We start from the raw sequence: 26465 nt of genomic DNA, 5'->3' as shown, positions 1-26465 counted from the left end.
ATTATTTATCTTGGAGATCAATTCAATTTCAAATAAAATAGTAAGATTCAGGTGGATCATTATTACTGCGGTTCTTCTTTGCACGGTATTCTTTTCTTATCAAATTACCCGTTTAACTATTGATGCCGATGTTTTAAGTTCCCTGCCTGATGATGACCGACACGCTGTTATGCTGAAAAAAATAGGTGAAAATTTTGGCGGAAACAGAATGGGAATCGTTATTCTGGAAACGGATAACATCTACAAAACTTCGGTTATAGAGCACATACGGCAATTAACAGACAGCATAGGCAAAATAGAAGGAATTTCATCAGTCTCTAGTTTAAGCAATATCATCAATATAAAAGGCGGTGAGTCAGGCATAGAAATCGGGAGACTTGTAGACGAATATGAATTGCCCCGGAGTGAGGAAGAATTTAAGTTATTAAGAGAAAATATAGCTGCCAATGAAATGTACAAAGGCTCTATTGTTTCAGAAGATGAAACTTCTAGCCTTGTTGTTTTTACCCTTGATGATAGAGCAGATGTCAATATTGTGGCCCGAGCCGTTCTGGATAAGGCTGAATCACTCGATCTCCCTGAAAAACTCTATTATATAGGGTCTCCAATGCTTATAACATACATTGCGGAACTCATGAGAAAGGATCTTACCTTGCTGCTCCCAATCGCAATAATATTGATTGCGGTGATTCTTTTTTTGAGTTTTAGATCGGCAAAAGGAGTTGTACTTCCTTTACTGTCAGCCCTTATCGCCATTATATGGGCACTCGGTTCTATGTCCTTGCTTGGCTTTTCGATGTCAATGATCTCCAATAATATCCCTATCATACTTTTAGCCATTGGTAGCGCTTATACCATACATGTAGTAAACCGAGTAAATCAGCTGCAGTCTTCAGGAGTTGAAAAGAATATCGTTAAGGCCTTAAATTATGTGATGATTCCTGTGGTATTGGCTGCGATTACCACGGCCATAGGCTTTGTATCTTTCATATTTGGCGCCTATCTCGAGATGATTGTTGATTTCGGGATTTTTACGGCTCTGGGTACATTTATTGCCTGTATTATGGCGATCTTTTTTGTCCCATCCATGCTCGCTGTATTGCCACAATCATCCAGAAAAAAAAATGTCGAAAATGGCAAAATCGATTTCTTCGAGAAATGGTTTCTCAATCCACTTACCGATTTATTATTTGGATATCCAAAAACTGTACTTGGGATATGGATCCTTCTTATTCTGGTCAGTCTCAGTGGTGTTGCTTTTATCAATCGAAGTGTTGATATACAAGAGTATTTTAAAGAAGGAAACCCTACAAGAGAGGCCGAAAGAATTATGGTTGAAAAATTTGGTGGCACCAAGCCTGTATTTGTCCATTTCAAAGGGAATATGCAGAGTCCTGAAGTTTTGAAAACCATGATGAAAACCAGTGCCTATATGGAGGCCAGTCCTGATATCTACACCTCCATGTCGGTGGCAAAATTAATTGCCGAGATCAATCTGGCCATTACAGGCGAGCGAGATGTTCCTGAGGACCAGGCAATGATAGAACAGATGTGGTTTCTGCTTGACGGCAACGAGGTCATGAACCGTTTTGTAAATGAAGACCTGACAGAGGGAATCATCATTTCCAAATTCAAATCACCGGATAACGATTCAAAAATTGTATTCTCAAAATACATGGCTGCTTTTATAGAAGAAAATTCCAATACTGAATGTGAAATTCAAATAACAGGGATGCCATTTGTAGATATCACCATGGATCAGAGCCTTATCAACAGCCAGATGGGAAGTATTTCAATTGCTATAATTTTTGTAATTATTATCGTGGGACTTATGCTAAGGTCATTTTTTAACGGACTTTATGCATCTCTACCCATAATAGCCGCAATAACGATTCTTTTCGGGGTAATGGGTCTTACCGGGATATCACTCAATATAGCAACGGTTTTGGTAGCGAGTGTGGCTCTGGGAATAGGTATTGATTATTCAATTCACATTATATCACACTTTAATGAACTATTTAAAAGTACCGGGAAATTAGAAAATGCCATACATGAGTCTTTAAAAATAAGCGGCAAAGCCATCATTATTAACGTGATTTCAGTTTCAGCCGGATTTCTGGTCCTCGTTTTTTCCGAAATGGTACCTCTCCAGTATTTTGGTATCCTTATTGCCATAAGTATGGTAAGTTCAAGTCTTGGAGCCATCACCTTACTTCCGGCATTGCTCATTACAATTCATAAAAAATCAACTTCAAAGAAATCATGAAAAAAATATCGTTAACGCTGCTCAGTTTAACCATTTTGTTTATGGCTAATGCGTCTTTTGGCCAAAGTGCCGCTTCTTTGTTAAAAGGTATGGATGAACTTATGTCTGCTCCGAAAGACAAGGAAGCAAATGTAAAAATGATCCTTACTGACAGGTCTGGAAAACAAAAAATAAGAGAGGCCATAATGAAGCAAAAAGGCCAATACAAAAAACTTTATAAATACACTGCACCTGAAAAGCAGGTTGGCATAGCGACGCTTTCTTTGCCCGATGATATCATCTGGCTTTATATGCCTGCTTTTAACAAGGCCGTTAAAGTGACTCTCTTAAGTAAAAGTCAGGCTTTTACGGGAACTGATTTTTCCTATGAGGATATGAGTGGAAACTCGTATAGCGAAAGATTTACTCCCCGAATACTTGAATCCTCAGACGATTCAATTTACCAGCTGGAGCTCATGCCAAAATCCATGAAATCAAGATATTCAAAGATCATAGCCTATCTGGATAAGACAAATTTATATCCTCTGAAAATGGAATATTTTGACAAAGAAAAAAATTACTTTAAATACGCAACTTACAAATACAAAAAGCAGGGAAAATACTGGTATGCTGAAGAAGTAATAATGAAAAACATCAAAAAAGAACATTCCACGGAGATCATTCTTACTAAAATCAAATTTGATCAAGGTCTTGAAGACAGTGAATTTACGGTTGAGAATTTAAAACCGGCTAAATAAGACTTTTCAATTCTTTAAAATCTCAAAATCTTTATCCTGGTACTTTTCAAGCGTAATTGCTTCCCTCAGTCCCTGAAGGGTAAAAAAAGGAGAATCTGAAACAAACATATTAGCCATCCAGGCCTTTATTGAGCCTCCCGGATCAACCTGCATCTGAAAGGTCACCTGGATCAGATTATCATTTTGTTCCCGAATCTTCCAATACCCGTAACCATCCATTCTCACATAGGAATCGTTGAGGGACATGACACCCTCAGGCATTTCTATTTTTACCAGGAGTTCCTTCTTTTTTGGGTCCCAGCTTATGATATTCTTATAAACCCCATCCCGGTTCTTATAAGGCCAGGGTGCCTTCGCAACTGCGTAATAAGTTTGAATATATTCATCCGGACGATCGAGCAACCTCGATTCTTTGATATTATATCCCCAATCAGGCAAACCTTCAATATCGTAGATAACCGCTAAAAAGTCATTGACTGTAGCCTTAATCTCAGTTACTGCCTTGAATTCTTTAAAGGAAGATATCGTGTTTGTTCGTGTATATACTTGAATCTCTTTTTTATCCTTGACAAGATCCCAGTTTTCCTGTCCGTTTGAAACGTCGAAAATCAGGAGACAAAGAAATAATGTGATATATAACGACAATCTACTCATCCCTAACAATTTCAATATGTTCAGGGGTGTCATAATCCCACTCCTTCATTGTAAATCCCCATTCAGACTTGATCTTCTCCATCAAATCTTCGTTGATATAATGCTTATTCTTTTTGTAGTTCTTCTTACTGCTTAAATACTCCTCAATATAAGGTTTTGCCCTGTCATATCCGTTCAGGTTTAACCCATTGTAAATAGATTTTATGCATGACATGGGCTCTGATTCCAGTTTGTCGAAGCGGAGCTCGATCAGGTTACCAACCGGAATCAGCTTTTTATGTTCCAAATAATCCTTCATAAGCAATCTGTACAAGGTGATAATATGTTCATCCAAATCCGACGAGGAAATCGTTTGCAACTGTAAATGGGGTAACATTTTATCGAAAAAGTTTCTGGTTGAAAGATAAACTTCAATGGGGTTTCTATGAATATGAATAAATCTTGCATTGGGATACATTTCCAAAATTTCAACGATTCGGCCCGTATTTGGAGGGTTCTTTGAAAGAAAAATTTTCCCGCCGGTTTCCTTGAGAGCCTTGTTAACAAGAAGTCTGTAGTCATTCTTCCAGGAATTCACTTTAAATGAATCAATATTTTTGAAACGAATAAAATGATTGTAGAATTTTAAAATTGATCTGGGGAACATCCAGAAATAATAAAAACATACCGGTATTTTATCTCCCAGGGCGAATTCCTCTTCCTGAGGAAGATGCGTCCCAAGGGTTACATTGTCTCCTTTTCTTACCCCGGGAATCAGTATTTTGGCGAATCCTTCAAACAGAAAACGGCCCATACGATTAAAAAGAGTATCGGGAAAAACACTTTGAAAAGTATTCACATATCCCATTTGATGGTCCTGACAAAGAATATTGTGCAAATGCGTGGTACCACTTCTCCAATGTCCAATAATAAATATTGGAGCATGATCGGGAGTTTCCTTTCTGTATTTATTATTGATAAATAACTTTTCATAAACCCTGAAAGGAAGATTGATCAGATTAATCAAAAGGGTTATGAGCAAGCGTCCCAAATATTTCAAAGAGATTCTGTGATTTCCAAAAAGATAGGTTAAAACTCCAAAGGAATAACCAACTGCAGGCGGTAATAAGAAACCTTTTTTTGGACTTTCTCCCATACACGTTTTTCAAATAAATAATGGAATTTGATTGCTTAAGATAAATTTCGCTTTAGAGTTTTCATAGCTGGATGATCACGACTTTTAAATAAAATCACCAATAATCTGCCTACTTCTTGACAAGTTTCTTCGTAATGTGAAATTGATTTGAATGAATCTTAATCATGTAGATCCCTGAGTTTAATCGATAAAGATCCATTCTGTTAAAATTCTTATTTTCATCCATTATCAGATCTCCCAACAAACTAAAAATCTGTACTCTGGTAATAGGCTGAGTTGATCGAATGGTCAAATATCTTTCCACAGGATTAGGATACATGCTGACCTCTTGATTGAGCACGAAGTTATCGATGGCTTGAGATGTATTTTTTACAGTATCTTCCTGGGCATAAATGGCCCCGACACCTGCAATAAATAAAAGAAAAAAAAGAATAACGTATTTTTTCATCATAGACCGATCGATTCCTAATCAAAAACAAAATTACTAATAATGTAATCATTTATCAAAAATCGCGCCCAATACTTATCAACCAAAAAAAAGAGCCCAATGGGCTCTTCAATTTTGGTATTTATAATCTTATTTATATTAATCGCATACGTTCAAATCGTTCGCATTATCTGATGATCGATTCAAAATAAATTTCTCTTCCTCAACCATCTCTCCATCTTCATAGGAATCAAGTTCAACCCTTAAAATATCTCCTGAGACCGTCATTGTTAAAATTCCGTAGTCTCCAGTTTCTTCCCCAATCCTTATTTCAATTTTGTTTTCCCTATTCTCTAAAACTTCAGGTGATCCTTCATTGGAAATTTTCTCATATAGGTAACATTCATTGATTACGTCATAAAGCCAAATTTCGAAAGGATTCGATTCAGAATTATTTATTTGAGCGTATATGGTTAGACCCATATCCTGATCACCAAACTTCCAAAAACTGCCTCCATGGGCCTCAAGGAATGATTTTTCATCTTCGTTATCGTCACTACAGGCATGTAATGAAACGGCCATGACTGCGATAAGCAGCAGAGCCTTAAATTTTAGGATTTGATTTTTCATAGCTTATTGATAGATTTATTTCTACATATTAACGTATGAACCTCGAATAAATTGTTTCAATTGCATTCAAAATGATCTTTCATGACTTCTTGTCATACCTTTAGGGTTTGGCTCGATATTAGAAATAGCCATAAACTATGAGCAAAAATAAAGTTTCCTTCGCCTGGGCCTTTAAAGAATTTATCTGGCCACGTAAAAACATAGTTCTTTTGGGACTAATCTTAATCATACTAAAAAGTCTTGCGGGACTGGTTTTGCCTTATGCCACCAAAAACCTGATTGATGATATTATTCCTTCTCAGGATATGAGATCTCTAAAAATACTGCTTGTTGTGGTTGTATTATCTATCGTGGTGCAAGCGGTAAGTTCCTTTTCATTGACTCGTTTACTGAGTGTCGAGGCACAGCATCTGATTTCTCTCCTGAGGGCCAAGGTGCAAAAAAAACTCCTTACACTTCCTATTCGCTTTTTCGACAATAATAAATCAGGAGCACTGGTATCCAGAGTAATGACCGATGTTGAAGGAGTCCGCAACCTGGTTGGAACAGGATTGGTACAACTGATAGGGGGATCTCTTACCTCGATTATTTCCCTTGTAATCCTGATTAAGATAAATGCCACAATGACCTTGTTTGTACTTCTTCCCGTGGCCCTTTTTGCTGTCATTGCCTTAAAAGCCTTTGGGTATATACGGCCAATTTTCAGAGCCCGGGGTAAAATAAATGCAGAAGTAACCGGAAGACTGACCGAAACTCTTAATGGAATAAGAGTAATCAAGGGGTTTAATGCAGAGGCTCAAGAGTTAAGGACTTTTGAAAACGGTGTGGAAAGATTGTTTTTGAATGTTAAAAAAAGTTTGACTGCCACCGCAATGATGACAAGTTCCTCAGCCCTTTTACTGGGCTTGGCTTCCGCCGGGATCATGGGGATAGGTGGTTATTTTATAATGAATGGAGACATGACCTACGGGGAGTTCGTATCCTTCACTCTCTTTTTGGGCTTTATGATTGCTCCGATAGTTCAAATGAGCAATATCGGAAGTCAGTTGACCGAGGCAATGGCCGGCTTAGACAGGACACAGGAATTGATGAATATGAAAGAAGAAGATGATCCTGAGGAACGAACTTTACTTATCGATAAGGTAATTGGAGAAATCAACTTCAAAAATGTTTCCTTTAGTTATGATAAGGGCAAGGAAGTCCTGCATGATATAAACTTCTCGGCTCCGGCCGGTAGTGTTACAGCACTGGTTGGATCTTCTGGCTCCGGAAAATCTACTATTGCCGGACTGGCTGCCACATTTTTAAATCCTGATAAAGGTGTAGTGAGTCTGGATGGCACAGACCTGTCCAAGGTAAATTTGAGCAGCTACAGGTCTAATTTGGGTGTGGTACTGCAGGATGATTTTCTCTATGAAGGAACCATAAGGGAAAATATCTTATTCCCCAGACCAGACGCCAGTGAACAAGAGTTACTGGAAGCTGTAAACGGAGCTTATGTCAATGAGTTCACCGACAGGTTTAAGGATGGATTGGATACCGTTATTGGAGAAAGGGGAGTGAAACTTTCAGGAGGACAGAGGCAAAGAATCTCGATTGCAAGGGCCCTTCTAGCTGATCCAAAGATTATTATCCTGGATGAAGCAACCTCAAATCTGGATACTGAAAGTGAAACATTTATTCAAAAAAGTTTGCAATCACTGATGCAGGACAGAACCACTTTTGTAATAGCACACAGGCTCAGTACCATCCAAAAGGCGGATCAAATTTTAGTTATAGAGGAAGGAAGAATCGTAGAACAGGGCAAGCATAAAAGTTTACTTGAGCAAAAAGGAAGGTACTTTGAACTTTTTACCTATCAAAGCCGTATATAACTACAGTATTAGCTTTAAATTTTCTTTAGAATCTCGACTTACTTTTACCTGAAACCTAAACTTAACAAAAGTGAAAGAAATGATCAGTAAACACGTAACAACCAATGATATGGTAAAAACGTTTTTGAATGTAATAGAGGAAAGAGTCAAAAGAGCAAATAGAAAAAAGCTCTGGCAGAAACCAGAGCCTTCTAAATAGAATTGATTTCTATTTAATCCAACTTACACCATACCTTCCTCTTTCATTTATGTTACAATTTTCCTTTCGGCAGTGCAGTTATTTATAAGTTAAATAGAATGGAGTATCAATCCTGCTAAATTTTAGGGCATAACTACCGTATCGATTGCATGAATAATTCCATTGCTGGCATCAACATCAGTCATTATAATTGTTGACATGTTGCCCTGGGCATCTTTTAACATTACTTTCCCATCTTTTAAATGAGCTGTTAATTTTTCTCCATTTACAGTGGGAATTTCAAACATTCCTCCGTTTTCTTTGATCGCCTTTAAAACGTCTGCAGCTTTAAATTCCCCAGCTACTACATGATATGTTAGTACAGCTGTCAAAGCCTCCCTGTTTTCTTCTTTTAACAAACTTTCCACGGTTCCTTCTGGAAGCTTGGCAAATGCATCATTAGTTGGAGCGAAAACTGTAAAGGGTCCTTCGGAGTTCAATGTACCTACCAAATCAGCCGCTTTTACCGCAGCCACAAGTGTGCTGAAATTTTCATTGCCAACGGCAACATCAACTATAGTTTTTGCAGGCTCTTTATTACTTTCTGATTTGATTGGATCAGTATTGTTTGCATTAAGGCTTACTGATGTGAAAAAAATGAATAAAAATGATAGTGTTGATAGTAAATTAGTAGTTTTCATGGTATATAAGTTTTTTAAATTTACTCAAAGATAAATCGCCGTTAAGAGTCCAAAAAATATATTTGTCTAATTTTTTGTTAAATTTCTTAAACAAAAGTAATGTGTTTAGCTAACTCAATAGAATGCTCTCTTTTCATTAAACAAAAATCATTAACCGAATTATTTTTAACAATTCCAAGTTTCAAAATCAGGTATTTAAAATCCAAAATTGAAACTCATTTCCATTATAGGTCAGAATTTTTATGAAACCTGTATTTATTTCAAGTAAAATTTTTCTCCTTATAAAACCTGTATATCAATATGTATCGGTAAACAACTTCTGTCATGACCAGATCAGTATACCATATGTATATCATAAACCATCTTTGAAGAATGTTAACAATATTTTAACTTAATCATTGGTTTTCAGACATGTGATGTCGTAATTCTTTCAAAGTAACACATGTAAATTCGTACTGTAATTAAAAACCAAGAACAATGAAAAATTCAATTTTACAAGCAGTACTTGCTGTAGGAATATTAAAATTCACAGATATCAATGAAGGCTTTCTTTGCAAAATAGAAGCGAGCAAAATTAAGAACGAGGTAGAGAATGCGATAGCCAACCTAAAAAAAGGAGTAATTGATCAATTTGAATTCCAAAAGATAATTTTTAGGAATCAACAAAAATTAGACGACGTGCTAGTGGAGTACGCTTAACTCCTCAGCTAAAAAAAATATTATTTTTTCATAATTATAATTAGGTTTCAGATTAGGTTTGACCGATATGATTACTCATATCGGTTTTTTTATGCTTAGCGAAAAGTTTGGAAGAAAAATTGGATATTGTTATCAGAAGGAGTTAAATTTCCTCTTCAAAATTTTTATTGACATGAAAAGAATTGCACTGATCACAGGAGCCACTTCCGGAATTGGAGAAGCAACAGCAAAATTATTCGCAAAAAATAAGATCAACCTGATTCTATGCGGGAGGCGTAAGGAGAGACTAAATGCCTTGATGTCGGAACTGAGCCCCATGGTTAAAGTCAGAATCTTATCTTTTGATGTTGGCGACAATATTCAGGTAAACAAGAAGTTAAACGGCCTGGAAGAAGAATGGAAGAATATAGACATTCTGGTAAATAATGCTGGTGGGGCACATGGACTGGAACAATTCATTGACGGTAGTATTGAGGACTGGGAAAAAATGATCGATTATAACGTCAAAGGACTGCTCTATGTGTCCAAAGTTGTAATTCCCTGGATGGTGAAGCGCAAAAAAGGTCAGATCATTAACATCAGTTCCATTGCCGGAAAGCAGACCTATTCAAATGGAATGGTTTATTGTGCCAGTAAATCAGGTGTAGAAGCCATTAGCAAAGGAATGAGATTAGAACTGGTTCCTCATGGAATAAGAGTCAGCAATATAGCCCCAGGGGCGGTTGACACAGAGTTTTCGATGGTTCGTTTTAAAGGAGATAAAGAGAAAGCGGATAAGGTCTATAAGAATTTCCAGCCCCTGATTGCCCAAGATATAGCAGATTGTATCTTGTATTGCGTTAATGTTCCTCCTCATGTTCAAATTGCGGACATGACCATCTTCCCGGCAGCCCAAAGTGATGCAACCACAATCTCTCGAACAATTTAAACCTTTATGGAACATGAAGATTTTCAGAATTTGACTCAGTAGTGATCCGGATCATTAGAATTCATGACCCCAATCATTTACAGCACAAGTAAAATGCATTAACTTACATCAGTTCTTTAGCAGCCGCCTCTTAATAGCATTTTGTTTCATTTAAATACAGTAGTCATGAAAAATATACTTCTTACAATAGACTTCGATAACAATGAAATTGTACTTATTGATAAAGCCATCGAAATAGCAGCCGCATTTGATGCTAAAATCTGGTTGTTGCACGTGGTTTCTCCGGAACCTGATTTTGTCGGGCTTGAAGTAGGGCCACAATATATCAGAGACACAAGGGCAGAAGAGTTAAAACGAGAACGAAGGTTATTATCGGATTACACAGATGTTATCAAATTGGAAAATGTGAGTTGTGAAGGAATCTTAATTCAGGGTGCCACCATTGAAATGATCTTAAAAGAAGCTGAAAAATTGAAAACTGATCTGATCATTATTGGCCGCCATGAACACAACCTTATGTATAAAGCGTTTTTTGGTTCTGTAGCCTCCGGAGTGATCAAAAAATCCAAAATACCTGTAATGATTGTTCCCGTTGAATAATAAGATTTTTTAGAAGGATCCCTAATGAATTTAGTATTTTATCATTTTTCTGGCAGTAGATTTTCCCCCATAACCTGACAGTTCTACAATAAAAACTCCTCCAAATTTAACAGGGTCGAGCCTAAATTTACTATACGATGATTTAGGGAAGCGCTTGATCAACAGCCTTCCCAAGGTATCGTATATTTTTATTTGATCTATCGGATCATTGGCTTCAACAATGAGATGTTCGTTCTGAATGTAAATCTTAATCTCTTCTTCGATCTCATCATCTAAACTTAAAATAGCTCGGTTAAATACGATACTGAATCTGTGCATATACGTTCCTGTTCCTTCGTAATTGAAATAATAAGGAGAAACAGTTAAATCATGTATCGTACTATTTTCATTATCAAAAAGAAAAATTTGCCGGTCTCTGAACAGGCCCTGCCTATGATCGATCTCAATTTTCATTTCCTGGTCTTCAATCTCCGAATCAAAGCCAATTTTGATCACTTTTTCTTCGTTAAAAGGTGCTAGACCTTGAATTGCCAGTTTATTATTATCAAGAACGGAATAAAAATCAATAGTCTGATTTCCGCTTAAATAGAATGCGTCATAACCAGCATCCAATTCATCAGTTGCCTTTTCAGAAAAGGAAATCAAAATCTGTTTGAAAGAATTATCAGAACTTTTCAAATTGAGCCAAAACCTGTTTTTTTCCTGAGTACCATTTTTTCCGGTTCTTTTGAAAAACTGACTATTTGCACTGTGAATTATCATGGATGGGTCAAAAACTGCTTTATCGGACTTAAGTGATCTCACAAAAAACCCCTGACCCGATCCAATATTCTTCCCCACTCCATCAGGAATGCTGCCACTTAGATTATAGGTTAAATAATCATTCTGATTGTAAGCTCCATTAACTAAATCTGTGGAATGATTCCAAAAATAAGCAGCCCCATCAATTACATCTCTATTTTTGTCTAAGAACAATTCGATATCAATAGCTGAAGGATATGGATTCCCTATCAGATTAAAATCATTCTGGCCAATTGTATCCGAATGAAAGTCAAGTACTCTGGTTTCAATCTCTCCATAATTGGGTTTCCCTTTAAAAACTACCTCGTGAATTTGATCACTACCCTCTTTACCTTCAGCGGCATATCCCTTTCCGATCTCCATAGGTCCACTACTCAAGTTTACCCAAACGTCCCAATATGTTTTCGAATCGGGATCATTTTCCAAATGCTTTGTCTGATCAAAATAGAATATCCTGTTTTTATCAACCCCCTTAAAAACATCTTCAATCCTCGCTCCATTAACAGGAGAAGACCAATATGTTATCGCCTCAGAACTGTTTCTTAAAGCCGACTTTTCAACCTTCTCAATTTCACCAGTGACATTCGCTAAATTTTTTTTAAGGATCAAAGACTCCGTATCACCAATAATTAATGACCCTTTTGTGGCTATTTTCAAATCTCCGTAAACGATGACATTACTGTTGCTCTCATCCGTATTATCTTCAAAATGAAATATTGCATCTTCACTTATATTTAAATCATAGGCGTGAAAATCACCTGTTCCACCCAGGCTAAGGCTTCCATTAATTTCAACATTTCTCGACCTGTCCGGTTCAAGATTGTCCCAGGATTCACCATTCCATGCCGTAGACCCTTTAACATGGGTTCCCAATGCAATATTTTTATTCTTATCTGCCAGACTAACCTCAGTGAGCGAATCCAATTCTATCCAGTTATTTATGTCAAAATCTTCCTCTGGAAATTCATTGGAATTCCCTCCCCGAATAAAAACTTTGTTTTGACCCCATTTCGAGTTTGGGGCCATAGTTCCCAAAAGGTCCCTTCTGTTATTGTAATTTAGATTTCCCGGGGTGGAGCTAATAAAAATAAGATCATCTCCGTCAAAATCACAAACAGCACTGACAATCGGATCATCAACCCCTAAGTGAGTTATTTCAGGAACCAGAGCTCCTTCATTTTTAAAAAGCAGAACTTCATTGGTTTCCATGGCGGGAATGGCCTGTATGGCCATCGGTTTTCCCGGAGCTTCCGGATCAAATGTGGCACCGTCATATAAGTGTAAATAATAACTTGAATCGTATATATAGGTCCCTGAAATATTCTTTAATTCGATCCATTTGCTTTCACTGTTAGCGTCGTGATAATATTGAGAAATCATAATTTCATCAACAGGATCTTTTTCCTGATAATTCAAATTTTCCTTTCTCGCAATTACCAGGGTGACATCCTGGTTAAAATTCACCGAATTACCCAAGGCATCGGTCTGATTCGCTTCATTCGAAGATTTAGGATGTTGAATGGACATGAATATATACTTATGATCGGGCGTGAAAGTCAGGCCAGTCGGTTCACTTCCCAGGGGAGTCCTTGCAAAAATTTTTACTTTGGGATTGTTTTGCGAATGACCATATTCAACTACCCATATATGGTTATCTCCGCCATCCTGTGCAACCCATAAATTACCAAGATCATCAAAAACCAGGTTATCATTTCCTTTTCCCCATTCAACACCATCATAAATGCTGTTTCCTCCCACGTAAATTTCAAAATCCTTAATCCCGGCATCTGAGTCCTTGAATCTGTATACCACTCCTTTTAGATTAATGTCCCCTATTGACTCTCTTTTTACCGCAAAATAGATCAGGCTGTCCTTTGGGCTTATTTCCACATCCTCAATTCCACCAAAAGGGGTGGCATCCAAAGCCTTGCATTGAGCAAGTGTTGAGTTTTGATCCTCCTGGGTATCATTGGCCAATTTCACCCATGCATGATTCGTCATTTTGTCGCCTTTGTATACATACAAATCCCCGTCACTCAGGTCTTTAGGATTGGATGCAATAAATTTGAACAGATAACCATCTCCTCCATTTGCAGGATCGTTTCCAATATATGCCGCATCCGCACCTTGATAAACGGTTCTCAGATCAGCTCTTATCACTGCATTCTCATGTTTAAAGTTCCCCATGGCCCATAGCTTATCCTTATCCTCTCTTCCTCCTTTTTGATTGATGATTTTTTTAGTTGCGGGATCGATCTCCACAGCCCAGCCAAAATCATCATAACCATCATTGTTCAGATCTCTTGAGGTAATCAAGGGGTACCTGGAACTTGCCTGCAGTTCAATACTTGTGTATTCTTCACAAGATATAATCGTATTCCAGGGAGTAACGGTTCCCGAACAATTCGCCGCAGTGGCAAATTCAAAAGAATCATAAGAAAAATCAACCAGCTCAGAACTGTCAACATTCCATTGCCCCAAATTGTCATCAAACTCTATGTCAAGAATGGTTACAGCTCCGGGAGCAATTTCAGAATTTATAGAAAGATATCCGAACCTGCTGCTGCCCTCCCTTGGAACAAATCCGGCAAAATCCAGATTAGGGCCTGACCAATTATCAGGAATAACACCTCCAGCATCTAAGAAATCCTGAGTGTCAAAAAGAATTTGAAACGTATGCGTTGAAGGTAAATGGAACTGGCTATTCTGCAAGGCTCCATCAAGTGAATCGAAGTTACTGATATGCTGACCATACCCAAAAAGGGTAAGGGAAAAATACAGGATGAGGGGAACCAGATTTTTCATAGCCAAAACGGGTTTTCCAACTGAAGTATGGTTTACTTTTGATTTTCAGTATTTTATAAAATTACAACAATTATTCCAAATCCTTAAATGATGCCCTTCTATCTTCCTTTTCGTCCTGATAAAATCTCAATCTTTAATGAACTTTAAACTTTCTGACCTGTTCTCATTGGAAAGTTTTAAAATATAGATTCCATGAGAGAGTTGGGAAATATCTAAGCTCTTATTATCGACCAGGACATGATCAAAAATTTTTTCACCAAGTACGTTGAAAATTTCAATTCTTCCAGGAATAAATTGCTTATCGACATTCAGGAAATCCTGAGCCGGATTTGGAAATACTCTATTTGAAACCGTATTGTAATCCTCAACATTGAGAGTCTCAGCTATCAAGGAATAAAGCGCTGCGTCACCCAGTTGATTCTTTTCTGCGCTAATAAAATGTTGTGACGCGTTAGAATAGGTAATTGCCTCAACTTGGAAGGACTCAATTAAAGGAATATTAAGATCATTTTTTTCAATGGACCCATTGGAAAAGATCCCGTTTGAAAAGCCGGATAATTCAATTAAAAAGGCCCTAATGCCGGTATAACCCGTCAAAAGGACTTTATTTGACTCAGAATTGTATGTACCTCCTGTTATAAGTCCTGAAGCATCAAATTCATCGATTCTCTGAATTTCGTAAGTTCCCGGAACTTTTGGAAGCTGGTAGATATTTGTTCTCTGGTCAGCCCAGTTTTTTGTAAAAATAAACAAGTCCGACCCAAAAGATATCAAAGCCTCAGCATCAAAATTTGTATTGTTCGGAGCACTTTCAAAATCAATCTGATCTGCATATGAAAATTCAATGACATCCGCATTGACCAATTCTGAATTTAAATAATCCGACTTTGAAATCTTATAAACCTTAAGATTCTTTCGGTTTCCATTGTTGTTACCAAAATCTCCAATATAAATGAATTCGTCATCATGACTAATATCCTCCCAGTCGACATTGGTTGCATTTCCAATCTCAACTGTCCGAAGCACATTTCCGTTTTCTGAACTAATTTCATATAAGGCATTCATTCCTCCTGAATCATTATGGGTAATTATCCTGTCGTCAAAGAAGATGAGCCCCGAGGTTTCGGAAACATCATCGCTTAAATAGGTTAAACGGGAAAAGTCCTGCGAAAATCCTGAAAAGGTAAAAATAAAAAATAAGTAGGGTAAAGCTTTTATCATAAAGAGGGGATATATTTCAATTTATTCTTGCCTAAAGTTAATCAAATTTAAATAACAAATCTAAATAGAGGCTTCTATACTAAGTCGGTAAATCAGACGTTATATTATTCTATTGCTATATATTTATTATCCTTTGGATACTGAATCAAAAAAAGAATTTTGCTATTTATGAAAAAGGTAAAGTACAAGGATTTGCTCATCCATTCTTTAGAGCTAAAAGTTTTTCTTCTTGAACTGGAAACTCAACTTTCAAAATTAAAAATTGACTTCCACAAAAACAAAGAGGAACTGAACTGACGAATAAGACCGATCATCTGCTTGTGCGGCATCTTTTTGAGCGTATTTTTATAACATGTTTACTTTAACTCTTAGAATACACTAAGACATAAACAACTTGCTATGTTTCAAATTCATTCCCCCAGCAGAGAAGAAATCAAGAGTTTCTTGAAAAAAATCGAAACCCGTATTCGTCGAAACGAATTAAAAGAAAAAACGATCCATAAATTTGAGTCAAGACTATAGATATATTGTTCAAAATCTGAAAGGCAATTGTTTAATCCTGATCTTGATGAAAATTTGAAAAAAAAGCAGTGTTAGAAACATATCGCTTATTTTTCCCCTGAGTACCAGTTGCCTGCAGGCAACTGGTCTAACTTTTATCTTACTTCAAACATTAGGTGCCCGAGACGGGTATCAGTCTTGCTGAAAGGTCAGGCTGTTCCATTTCAGGATCAAGTGGAAACATGGGCCTGATGATTCTCTTATATCCCAGTCTACTAAGATCCTGATCTACACCTCCGGGCGTTAATGCCATCACCCAGTCTGCCCTCATATTATACAATTCGGGAACCAGGTACCCTATTTTAACCACAAGGATATCCGCTTTTCGAGGATCAAGGTTCAATTCCGTAAAATCACTTTCATGATGATAAGGTTTTCTTTTTTTTGTAACAATGACATTGACATTCCCCACCTTAACAACTACTTCTACTTCGGCATCTTTGTCACCTTTCTTGATCGCCGTAACCGTTCCTTTCAGTTTTACCGGAGGAGCAAAACGATCATCCACTGATGCACCTGCATAACCTTCAATTACCTCACCCAATCCTGCTTCCATTGCTAATTCAACCAGTTCCGGTCCGGGTATTGAAGCATAAATAAGTGTCTTACCTTGTTCCCCCTGAAATTCCTTTCGTTTAAATATCTCATGAAGTGTCCAGGTAACGTCGCCTGCACCTCCCGCAGTAGGGTTATCACCCATATCACTTATAATAAAAGGAGTCTCGGAACTCGCCAGCGCCCTATTAAGGCTTTCCTCAAGGGTAGCCACAGGAGCCACAAATACAAATTCATTTCTGACATCCCAAAAACTTTGTGCTAATTCTTCCGCACTCTCAGAAACAGCCTCTTTATCATCTCCGGTTACCATGACCACAGCGTGGTTCCGTGGTTCATCTGCCCACGCATAACCAATCCAGATCGCTGCGTCAATCACACCTTCTTTTTTTGTTACAGGGTCAACTTTAGCATATAAACTTTTGCCAGGCTCAATCCTGGTACTAGTCTTTTCTCCTGGCAATAAAATCGGAACCGGTATCCATGCTTTAAATTTTGGTTTCCCCAATCCCTTCTCCAGACGTTCGAGTAAATTATCCAGTGCTCTTTTCTTTGATTCGAGAGCATCTTCGTGAGGAGCCATTCTATAGCATGTTATTAAGTCACTTTCTTCCGCAAGTTTTTTGGATACATTTCCATGAAGGTCCATTGAGGTAGAAATAATGGTTTTATCTCCAACTACCTCCCTGACTCTTGAAATCATATCTCCTTCAGGATCATCCATCCCTTCCACACTCATCGCCCCGTGAATATCAAAAAAAAGACCATCATAAGGAAGGTTCTCTCTCAGCATTTCAACCGTCTTTCCCATGAGGGACTCATAGGCTTCGCGAGTCACCGTTCCTCCAGGTAAGGCATGGCCCTTAAGGGTTGGAAACCAAATGGCTCTTTTCCTGTTTATGGAATCTTCAGACATAAACGGATAATAATCAAAAACATCTTCCCCCGATTTTGCATGAAATGCATCTTCGTGCGTTAAAGCAGGAGAAAAAGTACTCGATTCAATGGCAAGCCCGGCAATGGCAATTCGAGGAAGCTCTGATCCGGCATCCAAGACATCCTTTTTTCCGGCTGGCTCACAGGAACAGAAAGCAATTAGTAAAAAAATTATACTCATGCGTGCGATATAGTTCATAATGTTTTAAAGTTTTCCAGGTTAATTTAACAACGATCCATGGAGGATTCACGAAATGATTGCTACAGAATATTGATCTATTATAATTGATCAATAAAAATAGGACAATTTCTGTTGTTTCGACGAACTATTTTAAAGTTCTTCATCAACCAAAATCTGAAAGAATTAAAAATCCCCGATCTTTTTCAGGTCGGGGATTCAGGTCTATACTTTATGTTCAAAACTTAAACTAAACACAAGACGATTTGAGATTTTTTAATTGACGCGTTTCACCTCTTCTATGTCCAATCCTTTTAAAACATTTTCCATTTTTTTCAGATCCAGCTCTTTAGCGTAATCAGCCGGAATTACTGCAATACGAAAAATCAAATTATCCGTATCAATCGGATCCAATCTGCCAAAATCCGCAGTACCGTCCAAAAATAAACGAACGTCAAATAAGGTATGATCAAAGGTATACAAGAGGATTCCGCTATCCCTGAAGATTGTTTGGGGTAATGGTTCCCAAATATCTGTTCCTTCAAAAACCCCCATCAATCTGTAAACCATAACGACATCACTTTCAAAGACTTCAATTTCAGACGGAATTTCAACAAAATACTCAAAATTGGTAACCACGTTCAGGTCGGCTTCCACTTCAAATACCTGCCCAAGTAAGCCTCCACCACCTTCACCCGGAGGGCCAATCGGACCTGGTGGTCCCGGTGGGCCTGGAGGTCCCACCGGACCTTCACAAGAGGCTAAAAAAATAAGTGTAAAAAATAAAATGTATAATTTTCTCATAATTTATGTTTTCAATTTTAAAGACAATTATCGGGCCAAAATTGATGAGGATCCCATTTTTAACCCCTCGTTAAAACAATTATCCGAAAATTTTGACTTATGCAATCTTATCATTCAAAAGAAAAACCCTGGAAAAACCAGGGCTTGTTCTATTTAAGGATATTCCTCTTTAATAATTAGTCGATTTTAGGTAATCCAGACTTTTCTGTACACTAACCAGAGGGGTGAAATTATATTTTTCCACTTCCACGATACCATACTTTAGACCAGACTCCTTTTTATGTTTGAATATTTCGGTAAAATCCATTTTACCACTTTCACCTAATTCCTTTTCATCTTTTATATGCCACAACATAAATCTTCCGGGATATCTTTTAAAATAATCCAGTGCATCTTTTCCCCCTTTATTGATCCAATAAAGATCTAACTGAAACATCACTTTGTCAGGATCACTTAATTCGAGCATGTGATCATAGAGAGGCTTCCCATCAAATTCTGTAGTAAACTCCTTATTGTGATTATGGTACCCAAAATAGATTCCTTTGGCCCGGCACTTCTCTCCAACCGCATTGAAATATTCAACATATTTTTTTAATCCGTCCAGGCTCTCATAACCTTCTCTGCTCATCCAGGGTTGAACGATCCATTTTACACCAGCAGTAGCATGTGCCTCAATAGCCTGGTCCCACCATGTCATGGTTTCTTCCCATTTTTCTTTTGTTGGAAGATTCTGACCCGTGTGTGAGCCCAAGAATTGCAATCCGTTATCTTCGCATAATTTCTTGAACTCCAAAGGTTCCATACCATAAAATTTTCCGTCCCTGTAACCCGCGGCTTCAACAAATTTAAATCCCATCTGTCCAACTTTCTCCACGGTCCCTTTGGCATCTTTATTCATATCCTGTCTAACTGAATACAACTGAAGACCTATAAAATCATCTTTTGGAAGAGGGTCTATCGTTGTAAATCCCTGAATAATCAGAGCCAAAATTCCAATAAAAAACAATCCTTTGAAGGCTTTCTTTTTAAACTCCATAATGTAAATTTTTAAATTCTAATAAAAATAGTTCGATAATGATCAGATAGGGATCCCAGGTAAAATACTATGATCAGGAATCTGACTAGATGACCTTTACAAATTTACCAATTATGAGAAATTAGAAGCATATCTGCATAACAAAATAACCCTTAAAAAAAGTCCAAATCGCGAATGAAAATCTATAGATCCTTTTTAGATGAGATATTGGTTTTAGTTTCCGGTAACTCCTTTAAATAAACGTCCTGTTGCGGGAACGGAATCTCGATGCCGTGTTCTTCGAAAAGATTGTAAATGGCTATGGACACATCACTTTTCGCCTTCAATCCTACTTCATAATGTACCCAGAACCTCAATCTGAAATTTAATGAACTGTCGCCAAAATCACTAAATAAAGCCTGAGGAGCGGGATCCTTCAATGCATCTTCACTGCTCTTGACTGCTTCCTTTAATATCTCAAGGATCTTATTGGGATCAGACCCATATTTTGTTCCAATCAATATTTCAACTCTTTTGATGCTATCGGATAAGGTCCAGTTGATCAGATCATTGGCGATAAGGTTGTTATTCGGAACCACTACTTCTGCGCCATCAAAGGTAATAACACTGGATGACCGCACTCCGATCCTGTCAACCGTGCCAAGAAGATTATTCACCTCAACTGTGTCTCCTACATGAATAGGCCTTTCAAATACCAGAATCAGTCCGGATACGAAATTCGAAATAACGGTTTGCAGCCCAAAGCCAATACCTAGTCCCAAAGCTCCGGCCATTAGATTAAACTTACTCAAATCAATACCAAGAGAAGAGAGGGCAAAAACAATTCCAAAAGCAATGATCAGATACCTGACCACTAAAGAAATTGCCGCAGGAACACCTTTCGGGAGTTTTATCAGTTTCAAGGATACATTACCACTGTCAAACAAGAATGATACAACACTTGTAGTCAAAAAAGAGATTGATAATATAAATATGAATTGAACAATGTCTCCCAGCGTGAATGTAATATTTCCAATTTGATAGGGGTCAGAAAAAATGTCCGTAAAAAAGGCTTGAAGGGGATCGAGTAAATCGATCATTGTCAGGAAAAACAGGAACCACATAATGAATGCAATCACACGAATCACCTGTAAAGCTTTTATTTCCAGCCTGAACTTCTTATCAAAATCGATCTCTTGCCTCGTACTGAAATTCCAATGGATTATTCCAACCACCAGACCTCCTAATATCATTAGGATACCATAAAAGATCAATGTAAACACCCCACTTTGGGTACTCACCTTAAGCGTAAGATCCGTTAAATTAGTATACCCCAGTATATTGGAAACCACGGAAACAAAAAGAAGGAAATAAACCAGCGGTGTCAGCCTGATCAGCAACAATCCAAAATTCCCGATTTTCATTTTTCGGGTTTTCATATAAGGACGCGTAAACGCAATAAGAACACCCACTACCAACAAGGCCTCAAACAAAAGGTAGATCCTGTATTGGGCGGAAGAAAACCACATATAGGTTTTCGCCGTGTCCAAAACATAAAAGATGATCACAAAATAAATAATGTTCTTAAACCTCTTGTACATATATGGCTGAACCAGTGGAATAGAAACAACGAGAATCAGTAATATCAAAATATTTCCCAGAAGCATCGGAGTGTTTACAAAGTATAATTTAGCAATAACAAGTGTAGAGAAAACAATGCTTACCACGGTTCGGTTAAATATAACATCCTTGGCGTTTTGAAGATCCCCGTCCTCTTCATTAAATTCATAATCTTGAAATGCCTTTTTCAAATAAAGTATCAGTCCAATCAAAACTGCGATACTGATAATAAACAGGTAAATGCTGTTCTCATTGGATTTAACAAACTTCGTTATTCCGATCAAATTTTCTGTGATAGACTCCACTTCATCTTTTTCGCCCTGATTTTTTTCAGGACTCTTGAATGACGACTTCCATAAAGGTTCATGTCTGAGATAGAACAAATTATAGATCTCGGAATTCTTCAGGGTATTGAGATCATCAATGACCTCATTCACAATTAATTTTTGATCATTTATTTTTGACTCAAGCACCAAATACTGATTGTTCTCCTTGGTGATTGCGCGATTTATCTTTTTATACTCGTTCCAGATACCCTTTACGCTGTTCAAAACCTCAGGCGGAACTTTTTCTTTAACTGCATTTTCATAGGTAAGTTTCCAGGTCTCTTCGTTAAATGTAGTGAGTTCCTGCACGATTACATTTCTATCCTCACGCTCATTGATAATCGATTCCCATCCACTTAAATGATCGTGATAACCTCTCCACTTCTTAATAAGGTTATTTATTTTCTGCCGATTCGGATTTGCTGAAACGAAATGATCTTTCCTTTTTTTCTGAGCCTTTAAGAAAGCCGCGTATTCCGGAAACAAGGAGTCAATTCTTTTGACAGATCGAGCCATTGTCGTTTTTCGGGAAGTCGCTTTTATATTTGCTGAGGCCGACTCAACTTTCTGAATGATTTCAGTAACTTTAATAGGTTTCGGAATGGCCTTGCCAGTGGAGTCCACAGCAACGTCAGAAACAATCTGTCCCGTTCCCAAAAACGGATGCAAAACAAGAACAAAAATTACGATGGATTTCAAAAACAATTTCATTCTTTTCAAAATTTTTTATTAAACAAGTTTGAAAACTATGTTAGTTGTCATCTCCCAGTATAGCTTCTTGTAGGGAAAAAATTGTCAATTCACCTTCATTCATCAAATAACTGCTCACCTCTTCAAACTGGCCGCGTGAGCTGGCCTGAAATTTTTCTCGCCTTTTTTTGAACACAAGGTTGGCCTTAAGAAACTTGTTCATAGACTCATTATAGGCCTCAAGAGCATCTTCATCAATCTCTTTAAAACTAACACAATCATAAAAAAGATCTTCCCGATGGTACATTTCCTTTTTCATGTCAATTACCTCGTATCTTATTGTATACCCTTCCTCATTCACCATAACGGACACCCTTTTGCCAAAATCGGCTTCCAGCACCTCAGCCATTCCGGATCTTTTAGGGTAAAGTTCTCTCCCGATATTTTTATAAAGTACCGCTGATATTCCATTTGCAGATAAAGTACCTTTGTTTTTATCTATAGCCTCAATTTGAAATGTTTCAGCGTTTTCTTCAATACCAAACCACTGCTCTGCCTTTGACAATATCAATGAGGTTTCAAGATTGTTTTTATCGTATGTTTTTTCGATTGACTTCTCTCCTATAACACTTTGCTGGCTCAAACAGGGTATTGAGAACAGGAGAGAAAAAAAAGTCAAAATCCGAATTGTTTTCATTTTGTTAATCATCTAAAATTCAAAAAATGATCTCTTGGATCTACCTTTTAAATTTCCCAATTTTAGGGATTTCAAACTTAGTTGGAGATAAAAAGTTGTAAACAAGTTATAAAAAGCAACTAATAGAGAAAAAGACAGGTTTTTTATTCAGAATTTTTGTGCAAGTACAGAAGAGCCAAAATAGCAATTAACAATCCAAAGAACTCCCGGGTCCCCTCAATGTAAGGCTTTGTGTAAACCATTTCTCCAAATAATTCTGATTTTTCCTCGCTAATGAGCCAATCGTAGAAGAATTCCAAATGAAACACTGCAATAATCGAGATGACTGCTATCAGGATCTTCAAAACCCATACGGGAACCTTAATTAAACTGGATAGCCCAAACAGTATTGCAACCGACCCGTAAATTAGAACCCAGATATAAGGATCCGGATCATTGAACTGGACATAAGTAAAGAATGAAAATATAAGAAGAAAAAACCAGTTGATCCACTTTAGGGGTTTTGAATTATTTTTAGACATAAAAAAGTTTTTATGGTATACGATTCAAATCATCATATCAGAATTACTTAATTTTTTCCAATTTCTACGAGGCCTTACCACTACCTCCAAATAAGATCCCTGCTCCCAGCACAAATCCAAAATCATACCAGCCTCCATTATTATTTACCGCATACAAGGCTACACTATCCATGAACAGGGAAGCCACAAAAGAAAACGGAGCAATGATACCGTGCCAGAGCCCGCCGAAAAAACCATAGGAATCAGCCTCTATACATTCCTTTACCGGCAAAGACTCGGCACAACTTGTAAGAAAAAACACTAAAACTGCCAGTATTGGAATAAGCTTAAATCTAGAATTCAATTTTTTCATAATAAAAGAATTTTGAACCATAAATTTAGTCATCCCTTTTGATAACTCAAGGTTCAATTCCTGTTTTTTCATAAATGCTTTGATAAGTAAAACAATGGTTTTGGACATTGTTTTTACATTTTCGTCCTAAATGATTTATTAATTAAAGAAGTAAGCTCTATTTTCATGACCAACCTTTAAACCCTTTATGATGAAAATTACAAAAACCTTATTATCGTGCGCCGTATTAATTCTGGTTATGTGCCATATGGGATTTGCACAGGATGAAATCAATTTGACCCTTAGATGCGATATTCAGGCGCTTCAGAGTGGAACAGAGGAGCACCAAGCCTGCCGGTTCGTTGGTCAGGATCCCGATGTTGACACCAGAGAGTATACGGTTTATGCCAATGTTGGCGATACCATTTTTTGGAACGGTGAATCCAGTGATGGATCTGGTGCTGTCGATATTCAAAAGATCAAATATTCAGGAGGGACCAATGTGTTTGACAAAGATGAACTGGACGGAACCACTACTGTCACGGGAATCATCAAAAAAAATACAAGAAACAAACCCGATTACAAATACACCATTTCCTTCAAAATAGATGGTAAGGGAAAAATGTATTCTATAGATCCGAAACTTAAAGTCGGAGATTAAACTTAATGATCATCCTATTCGAGCGAATCTTATCAATATTGACATTAACTACGCATAAAAGAAACTGGACAAAACGAAAAATATACGTGTTCATCTTCTTTATATTGGTTTTCCCCTTCGAAAGTTACGGTCAAAAAACAATGAATATTGACAGTTTGGAACAGGCTTTTAAAAACGAGCAGGTTCCTAACAATGAGTTATTCGAATTTCTTCGAATAATATCCTTTAATCATCCTGACCCGGACGAAGCACTCTTCTATAGTACAGAGTTAATTCAAATCGCACAGAAATCAGATTCAACCTATTACTTATATCTTGGTCATCTACTTAAAGGAAATGCCTTAAATTCAAAAGGAAATCAGAGTGAAGCCCTGGAGAGTTATTATGAATCGGCAAAATTAGCCGAGAAAATCAATCCTTATAATGATTTTTACCAGGGAGATGTGAACACGGCGATCGCAGGAGTTTATTCCGCCATGGGAAATCATTCAAATTCTGTACGTTTCTATAAAAAAGCCATTTCAATTCACATGAAAAACGACAGCCTTAGAAGTTTAGCAAAAGCTCTCGAAAATCTCGGTGATGAATACTTAACGGTTTCTAAACCTGATTCGGCACTAATCATGTTTGAACAGTCCGGACCACTTTTTAAAAAACTTGGATACCTGCCTGGTATAGCGATGAATATAGGAAACAAAGGAGTCGCCTATATTTACCTCGGCCAAAATGAACTAGCTGAAGCCGAGATTAACCATGCAATGAATATGTTTGAAAAAATGGAGAATTATTATGCCATCTCCAATTTCCTGTCCTATTTATCCGATCTTTACTCTAGTCAGGGCGACCTGGACCTTGCCGTCAAATATTCAAAAAGAAGCCTGGCAATTTCTGAAAAATATGGTTTAAAAGGGGAAATAAGCAAGGCTAATTTACAACTCTCCAGTTTATACGAAAAATCAGGTGATCCGGAAACCTCCCTCTTTTATTACAAAAATCATATCGCTTATAAAGACAGTGTGAATAACATTGCCACTGTTCAGCAAATGGCAGATATCAGAACAGATTATGAGGTCTCCCAAAAACAGCTGGAAGTTGACTTGCTTCAACAAAAACAAAGAATTCAAAAAATCGTTTTGTATTTGATTATTGGCGCCCTTGTATTGATTGTCGGACTGGCCTTCGGGCTTTTCAGAAGGTATAAATTTATTGAAAAAACCAAATCCCTAATTGAGATAGAAAGAAACAGATCAGATAAGTTACTGCTGAATATTCTTCCGGAACAGACCGCCAGGGAACTTAAGGAGTATGGCAAAGTAAAAGCCAAAAAATTTGAATCAGTCTCTGTCTTATTTACTGATTTTAAAGGGTTCACCGAATTGTCTGAAGACCTGAGCCCCGAGGATCTGGTAAAAAGTGTCGATTATTATTATCAGAAATTTGATGAAATCATCAAAGAAAACGGCCTTGAAAAAATCAAAACCATTGGTGATTCTTATATGGCAGCTGCCGGGTTACCCTTTCCACAAAAAGATCATGCCCATAAGCTTCTTTCCGCGGCAATACAAATAGATGCTTTTGTAAGAGAAACCAAATTGAATGGCCCGGATGACATTAAAAAGTTTGACATCCGCATAGGGATCAATAGCGGACCGGTGGTAGCGGGGGTAGTAGGGAGTGACAAATTTGCCTATGATATCTGGGGAGATACGGTCAACATTGCTTCGAGAATGGAATCCTCTTCAATACCCGGTAAAATCAATATTTCAGAAAGCACTTATAAGCTCGTTAAGGATGATTTTGACTGCGAATACAGGGGGGAAATTCAAGCCAAAAACAAAGGTAAACTGAAAATGTATTTCGTCAGAGGGCTAAAAACATGATATTTCAATTAATTCAATTTATTGATCCTAATCA

General features: G+C 37.4%; 23 protein-coding genes. 9 read left to right on the top strand and 14 right to left on the bottom strand.

Annotated elements, in window-relative coordinates; translation table 11 throughout:
- Positions 1–10 precede the first annotated feature (10 nt).
- A complete protein-coding gene (locus LCM02_RS12850; RefSeq protein ID WP_224930765.1) occupies positions 11–2266 on the top strand; it encodes an efflux RND transporter permease subunit in 2256 nt (751 codons plus the stop codon).
- Complete coding sequence (locus LCM02_RS12845) at positions 2263–3003, top strand: outer membrane lipoprotein-sorting protein (protein WP_224930761.1); 741 nt, start codon at positions 2263–2265, stop codon at positions 3001–3003. Before LCM02_RS12850 ends, LCM02_RS12845 begins: the two co-directional genes overlap by 4 nt.
- A 6-nt stretch (positions 3004–3009) precedes the next feature.
- Here LCM02_RS12845 and LCM02_RS12840 read toward each other — a convergent pair whose 3' ends face one another.
- From LCM02_RS12840 to LCM02_RS12825, 4 genes are all read right to left on the bottom strand, one after another.
- Entirely contained in the window at positions 3010–3657 is a 648-nt protein-coding gene (locus tag LCM02_RS12840; protein WP_224930758.1) for an START domain-containing protein, read from the bottom strand.
- The gene (locus LCM02_RS12835) at positions 3650–4792 is read right to left on the bottom strand and encodes a sulfotransferase family protein (RefSeq protein WP_224930754.1); all 1143 of its coding nucleotides are present in this window, start codon (positions 4790–4792) and stop codon (positions 3650–3652) included. Before LCM02_RS12835 ends, LCM02_RS12840 begins: the two co-directional genes overlap by 8 nt.
- 109 nt (positions 4793–4901) lie before the next feature.
- Complete coding sequence (locus LCM02_RS12830) at positions 4902–5240, bottom strand: T9SS type A sorting domain-containing protein (protein ID WP_224930751.1); 339 nt, start codon at positions 5238–5240, stop codon at positions 4902–4904.
- A 138-nt stretch (positions 5241–5378) separates the two neighbouring features.
- Positions 5379–5849, bottom strand: coding sequence for a hypothetical protein (locus LCM02_RS12825; protein WP_224930748.1), 471 nt, complete (start codon positions 5847–5849; stop codon positions 5379–5381).
- Positions 5850–5986: 137 nt separating this feature from the next.
- Between LCM02_RS12825 and LCM02_RS12820 the strand changes: the two genes are divergently transcribed.
- Positions 5987–7723, top strand: a complete 1737-nt coding sequence (locus LCM02_RS12820) for an ABC transporter ATP-binding protein (RefSeq protein ID WP_224930745.1) — start codon at positions 5987–5989, stop codon at positions 7721–7723.
- Between the two features lie 321 nt (positions 7724–8044).
- On the opposite strand, the gene LCM02_RS12815 is transcribed toward LCM02_RS12820, so the two are convergent.
- On the bottom strand, positions 8045–8602 hold the full coding sequence (locus LCM02_RS12815; RefSeq protein ID WP_224930742.1) for a fasciclin domain-containing protein: 558 nt from the start codon (positions 8600–8602) through the stop codon (positions 8045–8047).
- A gap of 477 nt (positions 8603–9079) precedes the next feature.
- On the opposite strand from LCM02_RS12815, the gene LCM02_RS12810 reads away from it, so the two are divergent.
- The 3 genes from LCM02_RS12810 to LCM02_RS12800 all read left to right on the top strand — a co-directional run bounded on the left by LCM02_RS12810 (position 9080) and on the right by LCM02_RS12800 (position 10829).
- Positions 9080–9301, top strand: a complete 222-nt coding sequence (locus LCM02_RS12810) for a hypothetical protein (protein WP_224930739.1) — start codon at positions 9080–9082, stop codon at positions 9299–9301.
- 172 nt (positions 9302–9473) lie between these two features.
- Positions 9474–10229, top strand: coding sequence for an SDR family NAD(P)-dependent oxidoreductase (locus tag LCM02_RS12805; RefSeq protein WP_224930736.1), 756 nt, complete (start codon positions 9474–9476; stop codon positions 10227–10229).
- Between the two features lie 165 nt (positions 10230–10394).
- Positions 10395–10829, top strand: a complete 435-nt coding sequence (locus LCM02_RS12800) for a universal stress protein (protein ID WP_224930731.1) — start codon at positions 10395–10397, stop codon at positions 10827–10829.
- A gap of 30 nt (positions 10830–10859) precedes the next feature.
- On the opposite strand, the gene LCM02_RS12795 is transcribed toward LCM02_RS12800, so the two are convergent.
- Positions 10860–14435 carry a PhoX family protein gene (locus LCM02_RS12795; RefSeq protein WP_224930728.1) on the bottom strand — a complete coding sequence of 1192 codons (3576 nt, stop codon included), beginning with the start codon at positions 14433–14435 and terminating at the stop codon, positions 10860–10862.
- Positions 14436–14561: 126 nt separating this feature from the next.
- Positions 14562–15656 (bottom strand): T9SS type A sorting domain-containing protein, encoded by a 1095-nt coding sequence (locus tag LCM02_RS12790; RefSeq protein WP_224930724.1) that lies wholly within the window; start codon positions 15654–15656, stop codon positions 14562–14564.
- 168 nt (positions 15657–15824) lie between these two features.
- Here LCM02_RS12790 and LCM02_RS15925 point away from each other — a divergent pair, with 168 nt between their 5' ends.
- The gene (locus LCM02_RS15925; RefSeq protein ID WP_262902524.1) at positions 15825–15953 is read left to right on the top strand and encodes a hypothetical protein; all 129 of its coding nucleotides are present in this window, start codon (positions 15825–15827) and stop codon (positions 15951–15953) included.
- 376 nt (positions 15954–16329) lie between these two features.
- Here LCM02_RS15925 and LCM02_RS12785 read toward each other — a convergent pair whose 3' ends face one another.
- The 7 genes from LCM02_RS12785 to LCM02_RS12755 all read right to left on the bottom strand — a co-directional run bounded on the left by LCM02_RS12785 (position 16330) and on the right by LCM02_RS12755 (position 23911).
- Positions 16330–17889, bottom strand: coding sequence for a M81 family metallopeptidase (locus LCM02_RS12785; protein ID WP_224930720.1), 1560 nt, complete (start codon positions 17887–17889; stop codon positions 16330–16332).
- A 273-nt stretch (positions 17890–18162) separates the two neighbouring features.
- The gene (locus LCM02_RS12780) at positions 18163–18690 is read right to left on the bottom strand and encodes a collagen-like protein (RefSeq protein WP_224930715.1); all 528 of its coding nucleotides are present in this window, start codon (positions 18688–18690) and stop codon (positions 18163–18165) included.
- 169 nt (positions 18691–18859) lie between these two features.
- Complete coding sequence (locus tag LCM02_RS12775) at positions 18860–19726, bottom strand: sugar phosphate isomerase/epimerase family protein (protein ID WP_224930713.1); 867 nt, start codon at positions 19724–19726, stop codon at positions 18860–18862.
- Between the two features lie 182 nt (positions 19727–19908).
- The gene (locus LCM02_RS12770) at positions 19909–22362 is read right to left on the bottom strand and encodes a mechanosensitive ion channel family protein (RefSeq protein ID WP_224930710.1); all 2454 of its coding nucleotides are present in this window, start codon (positions 22360–22362) and stop codon (positions 19909–19911) included.
- A 40-nt stretch (positions 22363–22402) separates the two neighbouring features.
- Positions 22403–23038 carry a hypothetical protein gene (locus tag LCM02_RS12765; RefSeq protein WP_224930706.1) on the bottom strand — a complete coding sequence of 212 codons (636 nt, stop codon included), beginning with the start codon at positions 23036–23038 and terminating at the stop codon, positions 22403–22405.
- A 143-nt stretch (positions 23039–23181) separates the two neighbouring features.
- Positions 23182–23559: a transmembrane 220 family protein gene (locus tag LCM02_RS12760; protein WP_224930701.1), complete on the bottom strand. Its 378-nt coding sequence runs from the start codon at positions 23557–23559 to the stop codon at positions 23182–23184.
- 64 nt (positions 23560–23623) lie between these two features.
- Positions 23624–23911, bottom strand: a complete 288-nt coding sequence (locus LCM02_RS12755) for a hypothetical protein (protein WP_224930697.1) — start codon at positions 23909–23911, stop codon at positions 23624–23626.
- 190 nt (positions 23912–24101) lie between these two features.
- Between LCM02_RS12755 and LCM02_RS12750 the strand changes: the two genes are divergently transcribed.
- Together LCM02_RS12750 and LCM02_RS12745 are read left to right on the top strand one after the other, a co-directional pair.
- Positions 24102–24551, top strand: coding sequence for a hypothetical protein (locus tag LCM02_RS12750; RefSeq protein WP_224930694.1), 450 nt, complete (start codon positions 24102–24104; stop codon positions 24549–24551).
- A gap of 140 nt (positions 24552–24691) precedes the next feature.
- Positions 24692–26431 (top strand): adenylate/guanylate cyclase domain-containing protein, encoded by a 1740-nt coding sequence (locus tag LCM02_RS12745; protein WP_224930691.1) that lies wholly within the window; start codon positions 24692–24694, stop codon positions 26429–26431.
- The last annotated feature ends 34 nt before the right edge of the window (positions 26432–26465 follow it).

Source organism: Lutimonas saemankumensis, from assembly GCF_020171465.1.
Classification (GTDB): Bacteria; Bacteroidota; Bacteroidia; order Flavobacteriales; family Flavobacteriaceae; genus Lutimonas; species Lutimonas saemankumensis.
Note: the sequence above shows the minus strand (reverse complement) of the source record. Positions and strands in the feature narration are given on the sequence as shown.